Source organism: Luteibacter aegosomaticola, from assembly GCF_023078475.1.
GTDB lineage: Bacteria > Pseudomonadota > Gammaproteobacteria > Xanthomonadales > Rhodanobacteraceae > Luteibacter > Luteibacter aegosomaticola.
Window position 1 is genome coordinate 2563081 of sequence record NZ_CP095741.1, and the last position, 12265, is coordinate 2575345.

At 65.4% G+C, this 12265-nt stretch carries 17 protein-coding genes; 7 read left to right on the forward strand and 10 right to left on the reverse strand.

The features are described 5' to 3' along the window. Positions 1–58 precede the first annotated feature (58 nt). From L2Y96_RS11170 to L2Y96_RS11200, 7 genes are all read right to left on the reverse strand, one after another. The gene (locus L2Y96_RS11170; RefSeq protein ID WP_247325558.1) at positions 59–208 is read right to left on the reverse strand and encodes a hypothetical protein; all 150 of its coding nucleotides are present in this window, start codon (positions 206–208) and stop codon (positions 59–61) included. Between the two features lie 18 nt (positions 209–226). Further along, the gene (locus tag L2Y96_RS11175) at positions 227–385 is read right to left on the reverse strand and encodes a hypothetical protein (RefSeq protein ID WP_247325560.1); all 159 of its coding nucleotides are present in this window, start codon (positions 383–385) and stop codon (positions 227–229) included. 51 nt (positions 386–436) lie between these two features. Beyond that, complete coding sequence (locus tag L2Y96_RS11180; protein WP_247325562.1) at positions 437–1402, reverse strand: ribonuclease H-like domain-containing protein; 966 nt, start codon at positions 1400–1402, stop codon at positions 437–439. Continuing rightward, complete coding sequence (locus tag L2Y96_RS11185) at positions 1399–3816, reverse strand: DEAD/DEAH box helicase (RefSeq protein ID WP_247325563.1); 2418 nt, start codon at positions 3814–3816, stop codon at positions 1399–1401. Before L2Y96_RS11185 ends, L2Y96_RS11180 begins: the two co-directional genes overlap by 4 nt. A gap of 68 nt (positions 3817–3884) precedes the next feature. Continuing rightward, positions 3885–4139, reverse strand: a complete 255-nt coding sequence (locus L2Y96_RS11190; protein ID WP_247325564.1) for a DUF2188 domain-containing protein — start codon at positions 4137–4139, stop codon at positions 3885–3887. 85 nt (positions 4140–4224) lie between these two features. Further along, positions 4225–4461: a hypothetical protein gene (locus L2Y96_RS11195; protein ID WP_247325565.1), complete on the reverse strand. Its 237-nt coding sequence runs from the start codon at positions 4459–4461 to the stop codon at positions 4225–4227. Positions 4462–4555: 94 nt separating this feature from the next. Continuing rightward, positions 4556–4966: a hypothetical protein gene (locus L2Y96_RS11200; RefSeq protein ID WP_247325566.1), complete on the reverse strand. Its 411-nt coding sequence runs from the start codon at positions 4964–4966 to the stop codon at positions 4556–4558. Positions 4967–5098: 132 nt separating this feature from the next. Here L2Y96_RS11200 and L2Y96_RS11205 point away from each other — a divergent pair, with 132 nt between their 5' ends. Next, a complete protein-coding gene (locus L2Y96_RS11205; RefSeq protein WP_247325567.1) occupies positions 5099–5503 on the forward strand; it encodes a hypothetical protein in 405 nt (134 codons plus the stop codon). A 39-nt stretch (positions 5504–5542) separates the two neighbouring features. Next, entirely contained in the window at positions 5543–5944 is a 402-nt protein-coding gene (locus tag L2Y96_RS11210; RefSeq protein WP_247325569.1) for a response regulator, read from the forward strand. Here L2Y96_RS11210 and L2Y96_RS11215 read toward each other — a convergent pair. After that, on the reverse strand, positions 5941–6264 hold the full coding sequence (locus L2Y96_RS11215) for a hypothetical protein (protein WP_247325571.1): 324 nt from the start codon (positions 6262–6264) through the stop codon (positions 5941–5943). The genes L2Y96_RS11210 and L2Y96_RS11215 overlap by 4 nt on opposite strands. Before the next feature lie 77 nt (positions 6265–6341). Here L2Y96_RS11215 and L2Y96_RS11220 point away from each other — a divergent pair, with 77 nt between their 5' ends. Next, a complete protein-coding gene (locus tag L2Y96_RS11220) occupies positions 6342–7049 on the forward strand; it encodes an SOS response-associated peptidase (RefSeq protein ID WP_247325574.1) in 708 nt (235 codons plus the stop codon). 104 nt (positions 7050–7153) lie between these two features. Here the strand turns inward: L2Y96_RS11220 and L2Y96_RS11225 are convergent, their stop codons facing one another. Both L2Y96_RS11225 and L2Y96_RS11230 read right to left on the reverse strand, forming a co-directional pair. Continuing rightward, positions 7154–7495, reverse strand: coding sequence for a hypothetical protein (locus L2Y96_RS11225; protein ID WP_247325576.1), 342 nt, complete (start codon positions 7493–7495; stop codon positions 7154–7156). A gap of 53 nt (positions 7496–7548) precedes the next feature. Beyond that, positions 7549–8247, reverse strand: coding sequence for a murein L,D-transpeptidase catalytic domain family protein (locus L2Y96_RS11230; RefSeq protein WP_425492623.1), 699 nt, complete (start codon positions 8245–8247; stop codon positions 7549–7551). Between the two features lie 162 nt (positions 8248–8409). Between L2Y96_RS11230 and L2Y96_RS11235 the strand changes: the two genes are divergently transcribed. The 4 genes from L2Y96_RS11235 (at position 8410) to L2Y96_RS11250 (ending at position 12260) form a co-directional block, all read left to right on the forward strand. After that, positions 8410–10146, forward strand: a complete 1737-nt coding sequence (locus tag L2Y96_RS11235) for a L,D-transpeptidase family protein (RefSeq protein WP_247325578.1) — start codon at positions 8410–8412, stop codon at positions 10144–10146. 60 nt (positions 10147–10206) lie between these two features. Beyond that, positions 10207–10938 carry a 2OG-Fe dioxygenase family protein gene (locus L2Y96_RS11240; protein ID WP_247325579.1) on the forward strand — a complete coding sequence of 244 codons (732 nt, stop codon included), beginning with the start codon at positions 10207–10209 and terminating at the stop codon, positions 10936–10938. A 104-nt stretch (positions 10939–11042) separates the two neighbouring features. Next, complete coding sequence (locus L2Y96_RS11245) at positions 11043–11363, forward strand: 2-hydroxyacyl-CoA dehydratase (RefSeq protein ID WP_247325580.1); 321 nt, start codon at positions 11043–11045, stop codon at positions 11361–11363. Positions 11364–11381: 18 nt separating this feature from the next. Continuing rightward, positions 11382–12260 carry a bestrophin family protein gene (locus L2Y96_RS11250; RefSeq protein WP_247325581.1) on the forward strand — a complete coding sequence of 293 codons (879 nt, stop codon included), beginning with the start codon at positions 11382–11384 and terminating at the stop codon, positions 12258–12260. The last annotated feature ends 5 nt before the right edge of the window (positions 12261–12265 follow it).

Consider the following 12265-nt stretch of genomic DNA (forward strand, 5'->3'; position numbering starts at 1 on the left):
CGCGCGATAGGGGTTCCCTCACCACTTATCGCGCGCAAGTGCGCTCCTACATTCGATGCTAGCTGCCCTGCTTGCCCGGCTTTTCCTTCGGCATGTTCTGGTGTTCCTTCGGGTGGCCCTCACCCGGGATGCGTGCCTTGCCGCTGTGTGGCTTCGGGTTATCTTCTTTGTAACCCGGTGTCTCCTGTTTGCCGTCGTTCGTCATCATACGATCCACCTCCGCACTTCAATGCCGCTGCTGGCACGCGGCGTGGCCGCACTCGCAGGTGCCGCCCACATTCTGTTCTTCCGCCGCCATGCGGCAGGCCTCGCTGCAGTAGTCGCGTGAAATCGGAACCTTGCAGCCACACCCTGCGTGATCGCACGGTTTGGTCGGTTCGTTCATGACCTTGTCTCCTGGCCTTGAAGGCACCCCGCAGCCTGCGCGGCCCAGCGTCTATTTTTCGTCACCAGCCAGCGAAAGCGCTTGCGCGTCCAGCGCGGCCCAGCCATGTGCCTCCACCAGCAGACCGGTCAGGCTGCGCACGTCCTGCAGGTTGTGTTCAGCCACGCGAACGAGATCCGTGGATGAACCACCGCGCAGATAGGTAAGCCATGCGCGCGGCGCTTCCGAGCCCGGCAAGTCATCCTCTCGGACGATTCGCAACAGCTTGCGTTCGGCCGTCTGCATCTTGCAGTTCTCCCACACCTGCCGGTAACGGCGGCGCATGGGATGCAGGAGATCGACGTGGGTGAGCCCAATCAGCGGATTCGGCAAACGTGCCAGGCGGTAACGTGTGGAGAGCAGCGGTGCGTCGTAGGACTTGCCGTTGTAGCTCACGAGCACCGTCTCGGCATGGATCCAGCGCGCGAACTCGCTGAGCATCGCGGTCTCGGCGGCCATGCTGGTCATGTAGAGCTGGCGTACGCGAAGGCGGCCAGCGAACCAGTCCGCGGCGCCGATCATGAAGGCGCGGGTACCGGTGCCGCCGGCCAGGCCCGTGGTTTCCGTATCGAAGTGCAACAGGTGTTCACGGCGCGCGCTGGTAAGGCGCGCGAAGCGCAGATCGAATTCGTCGGGCGGTTGCGGCCAGTCCGTGTGGTACTCGAGATAACGCAGCCCCGGTGCGATTTCATCGCCTGGCACTTCGCGCGTCACGGGGCGCGACGCTACCGGACGCACGAGACCAAGGCGATCGCGCACGCCCGCCATCCGCCGCAACGCCGCCAGATCCACCGAGCCCTGCAGGAGCGCGCTTGCGCGCGATGGGTGCTCGCGAGGCGGTGCGGGAATTGCAGTGGTATCGCCACCGGGGATCGCGCGCAAGCGCGCTCCTACAGGGGCGGGTGACGAGCGTTCGGAGGGCGTGGCGCCACCGGCTTGCTGGCGTAGCCGGGCCAGTTTGCTGGCGAGGTCGCTCACGGCGCCGCGCCGAGCAGCGTCAGTACCTGGGCGGCGAGCGCCTTGGGGGTCTGGTCGCGATGCTCGTCGGCTGCGAGCACCGGGCCGACACACGCGGGGCAGCCGGCCTTGCATTCGCACCCTTGCACGGTTGCGAGCGCATGTTTCACCAGTTCCGGCGCGCGCCGGAACAGCGGCTCGCTCAGACCCACACCACCCGGGAAGTTGTCGTAGAGATACACCGTGGGCAGGAAGCGCTCGAACGCATCCGGCAGCGCCAGTGATCCATCGGGCGCGCGGATCTGGCCCCGGCCACCCGCATCGACCTGCGCGGACCAGCCGCCATCGCCCGAACCCACCGCCTTCTGCAGATCGCGCGGCTCGGCCATCACCGCCACGATCGCTGCGGTGTGCAGCGCGTAAGCCGCGCCCAGGAAGCCATCGAGCGCGTGCTGCCGCGACCGGAACACCTCATCGAGCAGGCCTTGCGGCAACTGCCACCATACAGCCGTGGAATGCAGCTCCTGGTCAGGCAGGTTCACCGGCCCATAACCAATGTTTTCGTGTGTGTAGTAACGGATTTTCTTGTACCCGGACACGCGCCGCACGACGTGCACCTCGCCATGCCGCGACGTGCCCTGCCCCGCATTCGCTCCATCGAAACATTCGAGCTCCTTGAGCTTGGTGTAATCGATGGCATCCGTGTAGTAATCGACATGCGTGCGCGTGCAGTACGCCTTGCGTCCTTCCCAGTCGAGCCGTTCGACCTGGTACGGCACGCTCTGGATCATATGGATGGCGCCTTCATACAAGGTCAGTGCCGCCGCGGAATAGTCCACCTCGGCGATGATCGTCTGGCGCCCCTCGGTCCGGTCCACGACGACGAAGTTGCCATCGGCCACGGAACGAAGGCTCACGGCGTTCGCGGGGTAGCTATCGGCGATCCATTCCCAGCGATCGCCTTCACGGTGCAGCACCTCCGCTTCCTGCAGCACCTGGAGATACGGCTCGGCATCGTTCGGCCCGAACGGATCGGCACCGACGAATGGCAGCTCGAAAGCGGCGCAGCGAATGTGGTCGAGCAGGATCAATGGCTGGTCCGGCTGGATCCTCGCGTGCTCAGGGCTTGCTTCGGTAAGGAAGGCCGGGTGACGCATCAGGTACTGGTCCAGTGGCGCGCTGGTGGCGACGAGCACGCCGAGTGACGGCTGTTGACGACGCCCGGCGCGGCCAAAACGCTGCCACGTCGCGGCGATGGAGCCCGGGTAGCCGTTCAACACCACGGCATCCAGGCTGCCGATATCCACGCCCAGTTCGAGCGCCGACGTCGAAACGATCCCATCCACATTCCCCGCGCGCATCTCACGCTCCACCTCGCGACGCTCGGTAGGCAGGTAACCGCCGCGGTAAGCACGGATGCGCGGCGCCTTGCGCGTATCGTGATCGAACACATCCTTCAGGTACTTCGTGAGCACTTCGACCATGAGCCGCGATTGCGCGAATACCAGGGTTTTCATCTTCGCCTTGATCGCCACGCGAGCGATCAGGTTGGTTTGTGAGCGCGCCGAAGCGCGCAGGCCCAGGTCAGGATTCACCACCGGCGGATTCCATAGCAGCACGTGCTTGTCACCGCTCGGCGCGCCGCTCTCCGCTACGGTCAGCACTTCATCCTCGATCAAGGCCTCGGCATGTTCCGTCGCGTTACCGATGGTGGCCGAGCACAGCACGAACTGCGGCTTCACGCCGTAGAACGCGCAGATCCGCTTCAGCCGGCGCAGCACGTTGGCCAGATGCGAACCGAACACGCCACGGTAGGTGTGGATCTCATCGATCACGACGTAGCGCAGGTTCTCGAAGAACTGGGCCCACTTGGTGTGATGCGGCAGGATGGCCTGGTGCAGCATGTCGGGGTTGCTGACCACGACATCGCCATGCAGGCGAATAGCCTGGCGGGCATCGCCCGGCGTATCGCCATCGAAGGTGAACGCCTTGACGCCCAGGTCGCCCGCGCGGTTGAGCTCGAGCAGCTCCGCTACCTGGTCCTGCGCCAGCGCCTTGGTCGGGAACAGGTAGAGCGCCTTGGCGCCGGCCTCCAGGACGGACGACACCACCGGTAGCGTGTAGCAAAGGGTCTTGCCGGAGGCAGTGGGCGTGGCGACCAGCACGTGCCGCCCCGAACGGGCACCGTCCCACGCGGCCTGCTGATGGGAGTACAGCCGCTCAATGCCACGCGAGGACAAGGCCGAGGCCAGCGCTGGCGGCAGATCGGCCGGAAGCGGCACAAACTGGCCCTCCTTACCGAACACCGTGAAGGCCGTGGCAACCCGGTCGGCGTACTTGGCCGACAAGCGGTGGGCGAGCGTGCGCCCGTCATGAAGGTTGGCGAGGACCGCATCGGCCTCGTCGGTACGTTTGGCTTGGAGGTAGGCGGCCATGGCGGGTCGGGCACGGGAACGGTGCCCGTTTATCCCGCGGCCCGGTCTCAGATCCTGCGACAGCCGCCTCAGGCGCCCGTCACGGCCTCGTTCAGTGTCTCACTGTAGCGCCAGTTGCCATTCTCATCCTCGATCTTGAGGTCGGCGTGATGACCCGGTTGAGCCCGGATCGCAGCCAGGAGCTGACGGGCATGCCGGAACGCATCCTCGCGGGTCGCGAACTGCCCGGCGAGGTCGGCATTGCGGCGCACGATCCATTGCCCGCGGGGTGCGGCGTTATACGGCAGGTAAAGGATGATCCGCACCAGGGGCACTCCGGCCATGGGAGGACCCATTGCCCTCCATGGGGCGACCGTAGGGTTGGATTCGTCGCGGGCGCGTTACGGGCAGGTCGGCGCGGGGGTCACGTCAGCCCGAATAGGCATTACGGGCACTGGCGAGCCAACCGGCGTGCTTGCAGCCCTTTTCCATGGCCGCATCGACGGCGGCGCGCTCGTCAAGGAACTCTTCCAGAAGGGTGATCATGACGAAATCACGCGGGCCGGCATGCGCCAGCTCGACGATATAGGCCGACTTCCACAGCCCCGTGGCATTGCGAAGGGTGCGTACCTCGACGCAATACTGGCCAACGATGCGCCGGTGCATGTGACGGAACTCCCGTGGGGCGACGCGATGCGATGCGATGCGATAGGGGATTCTTGCGCCATCGCGCCGCCCATGACAAGCACTATGTGACAGCTCAGGCCTTGGGTGCAGCGGGCGTAGCGGCAGCCAGGCCTTCGCCGCTGGCCGGAATGGAGAAGCTCTTCGCTTCGCCCTGCCCCACGGTGGCATCGGCATCGATACGATCGCTGCTGCAGGCGCCGTGCGGCAGGATGCTGAGCTTGCGGGCACCCGACGGCACGTGCAGCACGAGCTGCTGGCCGATTTCCATATCGGCGACCGCCTTGTCATCGACATAGACCGCTGTCGAGCAGCCGGCGCCCCACAGTCCCTGGTCGCGCACCAGGGTCAGGGTGGCATCACCATCGGAGGGATCCTGGTAAGCAAAGGTGGTGCTGGACAGCACATCGTGGATACCGACGTGGCGCTCATTCTGGGTGGCGCAGCCGGTAAGCAGGACGAGGCCGGCAATGGCGAGGTAACGCATGGCATGGAACTCCTTGGGGGACCTGCCGAGCATTCTTTCGCAGATGTGCATCGCGAGTGAAGTGCCGTGACGCCGCCTGCACGCGGCGGACCGAACAATGCCGCCCCCAACCACCCCCTAGGAAGCCCCGCCATGGCCAGCCGCGACTGGATCGAGATCGAATCGTTCGAAGCCGTCGACGACATTGGCCAGTTCGACCGACCCGACATTCCGAGGGTTGAGGCTATTCTCAGCGGAGCCCCGGAGCGCGAGTGGCAACAATTCTTCGTCGTCAGGGCCCGGGCACTTGAACAGAGCCACCCAGGGCTGCGCATGGAGATCCTGGCCGACCGCCTGGGTTTCCACACCCGTGCCGCCCACCTCGAGGAAACCTGCCGCCTCGTCAACGACGCCGTCGAGGGCACCAACCATGACTACGCGGCACAGCGCACGGCGGAAGAGAAACGGATCGCTGACCGGGACGAGGAAGTCCGCGCCATGATGGCCCAGGTCAAGGCGATCAACGCCAGCTGGCCGCCGGAAAAGGCCGCCGAATAACTTGCCCTACCAAGCCCCGCCGGGACTAGACTGCACCCTATGAGCAACCGCCCCGACGCCCTCGTTTTCGACCGCGCCAGCATGGTGGCCGAAACCGTCGCCATGGTCCTGGATGACGCGGGCTATGCCGCGCGCGCCACCGTGACCTACCGCGACGCCAAACGGGCCTACCAGAACATGCCCGAACTCTCGTTACTGGTGATCCACGCGGATACGCCGGGCGAGCGGCGAGGCACCGCCTTGCTCCAGGCCGTGCTGCGCGAGCGGCCCAAGACGGCCATCGTTGTCGTCTCAAGCCGTCTCCCCGAGGACCTGGAGCCTTTCCCGCTCAGCGCGGTGTTCCTCGAAAAGCCCTTTGACCGCGGCCAGCTGCTAAGCGCGATCGACGATGCCCGCCAGCTTCGGCCACGGCATCCGCAGCCGCCGCGCCAGGGGCCTTAGTCGTCCAGGGTCTCGAACGTCACGCGGTTCGCGTTGAATTCGACCAGAGAGTTCAAAGGGAACGACTCGGAAATGGCCGAGATCTGCATCACCAGATCCTGCAGGTCGGGATCTTCATCGATGGCATCGACGGTGCGCACGGAAACCAGCTCGGCGAGCAGCAACAACGTGCCCGCCTCGGTCCGTGCCAGGCGCGGCGGCAACGCACTCAGATAGCCACGGCGCCGCGCGACGTGCAGCGCTTCGCGCACGAGCCTCACCAGCTCGGCGTCATCGGACCCCGCCTCCAGGCGTAAGCCGATCATCAGCAATCGGGCCATGCATTCCTCCCCCAAGGACGCGGCGAGTGTGCGGCTCGCGTGCACCCCGTGGCAAGGGGCCGGGGTATGCTGGATGCATGTGCGGACGCTATGCCACCTACGGCCCGGCCAGCCTCTCGCGGGAAGCCCGCGACGTGCTCGAACGCATGGAACTCGACCTGTCGAGTGAGATCAACCAGCGTGAGGATCGCTTCAATATTGCGCCGACGCAGCGCGCCCTGGTGATCACCGCGCGCGACGACCAGCACGCCGACGTGGGCCTGTGTCGCTGGGGCCTCGTGCCCTCGTGGGCCAAAGACACATCGATCGGCACCCGGTTGATCAACGCCCGTCGCGAGGGCCTGGCGGAAAAGCCGGCGTTTCGCGCCGCCGTGAAAAAGCGCCGTTGCCTCGTGCCCGCTTCGGGCTACTTCGAATGGCAGGGGGAAAAAGGCAACAAGCAGCCGTACTTCATCCGCCCGGCCGACGGCGGGCTGCTACTCTTCGCGGGGTTATGGGAAGTGTGGCGCGGCGAAGACGGCGAGCCGATGCGCAGCTACACCATCATCACGGGCGAGCCCGGCAAGGTGGGCAGCGACATCCACGATCGCCAGCCAGTGATCCTGGCGCCGGAGGCATGGGAAGACTGGCTGTTCGCGCCAGGCGATGTGGCGCTACCGCTGCTCGATGCCGCGAACGAACCCGAGCTGGTGTATTACCCGGTACCCAAGGCCGTAGGCTCGCCGAAAAACGACGACCCAAGCCTGGTCGAGCCGTTGCCGGATCAAACGCTGGATCTCTTGTAGGAGCGCGCTTGCGCGCGATGGGGCTTGCGGCAAGATCCATCGCGCGCAAGCGCGCTCCTACAGAATCGGTGGCCGTGGCGAACGCCAGCCGCTCCCGCATTACATTACAGGCAGGAAATCGCTTCTTCGCGGAAGTGGCCGTCGTACTCGGCACCCTTCTTGTACTTCTGGATTTCGTACATCACGACCTGCGCGCCCGCACCGTTAGCGGTGACTTCGAGGCGCTCGTGCTTGCCGTCGTCGCTGGCCGTGACCACGCCCTTGTCGTCCTTCGCGTCGCCCTTCGCATCCTTCGCCAGGGCCTGCCACTTCGGCACGACGCACTGGACGTAGGCCGGCACGCTCTTGCCCGTCTTGCTGCTGAGCTTGGGCAGGGTGTCTTTCATGCCGCTGGTGGCGCAGCCGGCCAGGAGGATGCAGCCGGCGATCGCAAGAACGTGTTTCATGCTGGATTCCACGGTAAGGTCACCGGGATTCTAACCGAGAGAGCGCGTGCTGATCAGGTCCCCGCCTGCACGGCGGCCACGGCCTCGGCCCGCGCAAGCTGGTTGCTGCTGCACTTGAGGTAGTTCGACGAGCCCAGCCACTTCTTGTCCGGGTAGTACGAGAACACCATCTGGCCACCCTTGAGCGCGTCGATCAGCTTGTGCGCCACCGCCGTGCTCACGGCCGGGCAACCCCAGCTACGCCCGATGCGACCCGCCGCGTGGGCCATCGCTTCGTTCACGTAAGCGGCGCCGTGGATCACGATCGCCCGCGCCAGCGCATTGTTGTTCACGCCCGGCTCCAGGCCGGTCATGCGCAGCGAGTAGCCGTTCTTGCCGATGTAGGTATCGGAGGTGCGGAACAACCCGATGCTCGAGGCCAGGCTATTCGGCGCATTGGAGAACTTCGTGCTATCGGCATCGCCGCTGTTCTTGCCGTGCGCCACCAGCTCCTGGAAAAGCAGCTTCCGGTTCACCGTATCGAACACCCAGAGCCGGGGCTGCGACGAAGGCTTCGAGTAATCGATGACCGCGAGGCGGTTCGAGGGCGTGCCGCCCTGGCTTTCCGCGCACTCAGAGGCCTGGACGGCAAGTCCAATCACCTTGGGATCAGCGGAGGGTGCCAGTTTGGCGAGGGCGGCGCCGAGCGAATCAGCGGCATGTGCCTGGAGCGGTAGGAAAGCGACTACACCGAGAAGCGGTGCGGACGCCATGAGCGTACGGATCGATCGGATCATCAGGCCAGCCGAGGGACTACAGATCGGCCGATCCTAACGTGGTGATCATTTATTCACCACAACGCCGTCACATCTTTGCCCTTCATATATGTGAAAGGGTGAAGGAATCACCGCACTAAAAACAGGAAGCTATAGATAATGACTATGGAAATGCGGCTCCGCAGGGTCTCCTCCCTGGCTCTCCTGGCCCTGGCCCTGCCCTTGTGCGGCAACGCCCAGAGCCCGCCGGCGGCCGCATCAGCCGCCAGCCCGCCACCGATCGTGGCGCCAGCTCCCGGATCATCGACGGGCGTCATCGCGCCGCAGCCCCCGCCGCCGGACGACCCGGCCGCCCAGGCCATCTACGCACGTATCGCGGCCATGGCGCCCATCCAGGGCGGGCCACTCACACGGCGCGAGGCTGCCATTGGCCAGGCGCTCTCCGACTTCTATACCCAACGCCATTTCTCGCCCGCGTGGGCTGAGGCCGATAACGTCGATCAATTGTTCACCGGGCTGGGCTCGGTCGAGGCCGACGGCCTGTTGCCGCAGGATTACGGGCTGGATGCCCTGCGCAACATCTGGCAGGCGCCCGGGTTCAAGGATGCCACCCCGGAGCAACATGCCGATTTTGACCTCATGGCGACCCGGGCCTACATGACGGCCCTGGTCCAGCTCGCACGAGGCAAGGTCGACCCCACCCGGCTCGACCCGGTATGGAACATCGACCCCCTGGCCATCGATCCGCAGCAGGGCCTGGCCATGCTCGAGACCTCGATCGATCAGCACTCGGTGGGCCAGGCCTTTGCCCAGGCACGCCCGCAGAATCCGCTCTACGGCAAGCTGCGCGACGGTCTTGCGCAACTGCGCGCCACCGCGTCGAACGGGGAATGGCCCGGCGTGCCGGATGGCCCGTCGCTCAAGCCCGGCATGCAGGATCCGCGCGTCACCGCACTGCGCGCCCGCCTGGTCGCAGGTGGCTACCTGGACGCGGCCCTCAACCACGGCCAGCACTACGACACCGCGGTCACCGAAGCGGTGAAACGCTTCCAACAGGATCACTACCTCGACGTGGACGGCGCGGTAGGCACCGATACGCTCGCAGCGTTGAACGTGCCCGTGGCCCAACGCATCGGCCAGGTCCGCGCGAACCTGGAGCGGGCACGCTGGCTTCTGCACGCCCTGCCCGGCACCTTCGTGGTCGTGGACGTGGCCGGATTCAAGGTCGCCTATTACCGCGACGGCAACCCGGTTTGGAAATCCCGTGTCCAGGTGGGCAAGCCCTACCGCAGCACGCCGATCTTCCGCTCGGATATCACCTACATCACCTTCAATCCCACCTGGACGATCCCACCCACCATCCTGAAGAACGACGTGCTGCCGAAGATCCGGGCCAATCCTGCCTACCTCGCCAATAACCGGATCCGCGTGCTCGATAGCGCCGGCAACACCATCCCGGCGACAGGCGTGAACTGGTCGAACCCGCGCGGCATTACCTTGCGCCAGGATGCCGGTGCGGGCAATTCGCTCGGCCAGGTGGTGATTCGTTTCCCCAACTCGTTTGCTGTCTATCTGCACGACACACCGCACCAGGAGCTGTTTTCGAAGGCCAAGCGCGATACCAGCTCGGGCTGCATCCGGGTGGAGCACCCGCTCGACCTGGTGCAACTGCTGTTCAACGACGACGAAAAATGGAACCGCGACGCCATCGACGCCCGTATCGCCACCGGCAAGACACAGAACGTCACCCTGCCAACGTCCGTCCCGATCCTGCTGGCCTACTGGACCGTCGATATCGACGACGAAGGCCGCCTCGGCTTCAAGAACGATATCTATGGCCGCGACGCGCCCTTGCTGGCGGCACTGGATAAGCCGCAGGTCATGAAACCCCTGTAGGCATGCGCTTGTTGCGTTTTGTCGCAGCCCGGTCCCCACGGCCGGGCGTATACTTCGCCAATGAACGCCCCCCTCGAAGCGACCGAAATCACCCTCCACGACCAGGTGCGGGACGAGGGCTTCGCCTTCGTGCACGGCGACACCATGCGAGACCTGGTTAGCCATACCTCACGGCTGGCCGACTGGGATGCCTTCACCGCGAGCTGGAACGCGCTCGAGCCCGACACCTACCTGGCCGCCACCGGCCGCTTCCGTCGGCGCCGCCACGCCACGTACGCCGCGGAGCGCTTCGGGCCGATTGAGGTCCGCACGCACCAGGCGCACTACCAGACGCTGGCGTACAACACCTTGCAAGGCGACATCGAACGCTGGTTCGAGCCGGTGCTGCCCGAGATCGCCACCGGGCCGAGCATGCTGGCCATCCTGGACTTCTGCCGCGACTTCTTTGGCGGTCTTTCCCCAGAGGTCGCGCACTGGCACATCGAAACCCACCAGTTCCGCATTGAAGCCACGGCGGGGGCCGCCGGTGAGCCGACGCCCGAAGGCAGCCATCGCGACGGCGTGGATTACGTGATGGTGCTGCTCATCGACCGGGAGAACATCGCCAGCGGCACCACCACCATCCACTCACCGGATGGCAGGTCGCTGGGTGAGTTCACGCTTACCCGGCCGCTGGATACGGCACTCATCCACGATCCGAGGGTGTTCCACGGCGTCACGCCCGTGTCACCACTCGATCCGGCGAAGGCCTCGCATCGCGACGTGCTGGTAGCGACATTCCGGGCCGCGTGAATCGTCAGTTGAGACGCTGAGCTCCCCACGATGTCCTGGATTCTCAAATTTCCGACATCCGGCCATGCCACAATGGAGCCCCACGCCGTAACAGACTGAAGTGCATGAATTCGTCCGGTAAATACGATTTCAGACAGTTCCAGGACGAACTCGCCGCTCTCGAACGCCAGCAAGCCGATCGCAAGGATGTCGCGCCGCCACCCGCCGCTGAGAAGCGCAAGCCCGGCCGGCCGAAAACCGTGCGTGTCGATCCCCTCGCCGAGGCCCGTACCGCTTTCGAAGCCCTGCGCCTTCAGTACCAGCTGACCGTCGCCGACGTGGTGGCCTGGTTCCCTGAGGAAGAAGGCGTGGCGTATCTGCAGGCACTGCTGGCGCAGCCTGCGCCAAAACGACGCCGGAAGAAGGCCGACGAGCCGGAAGCCTGAAGGCGTACGATAGCGGTCATGTCATCGAACACCCGCACCCCAGGCCTTCGTTCCCTCCTGTTCGCTTACCGCGGCACCATCATGCCGGTCATCTGGCGGCGGGTGCTTTACACCGTATTCCTTTCGCTCATCGTGGCCGTGCTCGACCTGCGCTACGGCTGGTTCGGTACCGGGCTGAACGCGACGCCGCTAACGCTGCTTGGCCTCACCCTCGCGATCTTCCTTGGCTTCCGTAACCAGGTGGCCTACCAGCGCTGGTGGGAGGCGCGGGTACTCTGGGGCGAGCTGATCACCATCGCACGCGATATCGCGCGCCAGGTGCGCGCCTTCCTGCCTGGCGCCGACGCGACCGAGCGCGCCACGCTCATGGGCATGCTGATCGCGTTTGCCCACGCCTTGCGCCACCACCTGCGCGGCACCGACCCCACCGCGGATGTCAGCCGCTGGCTATCGCCGCGCCTCGCCGAAGAAACCCTGGCGGCGCCAAACCGGCCCGCCTACCTCGTGCACCGGCTTGGCATCGACCTGGCTGACGCCGCACGCACCGAACGCACGGACCCTATCCTTCTTGCGCAGATCGACCTGAAGCTCAGCCAGCTTTCGCATGTCCTCGCCGGTTGCGAACGGATCAGCGGCACGCCCATCCCGTTCTCGTACATCCTGTTGCTGCACCGCTCGGTACACGTCTACTGCTTCTTCCTGCCGTTCTGCCTCGTGGGCGTCATGGGCTGGTTCACGCCGGTGGTCGTGGCGATCCTGGCGTACACGTTCTTCGGCCTGGATGCGCTCGGCGACCAGATCGAAGATCCGTTCGACGTGATGCCGAACGACCTGCCGCTCGATCGCTACAGCACCACGGTCGAGAACGACCTGCTGTTCTTCGTTCGCCCGGAGTAGCGAAG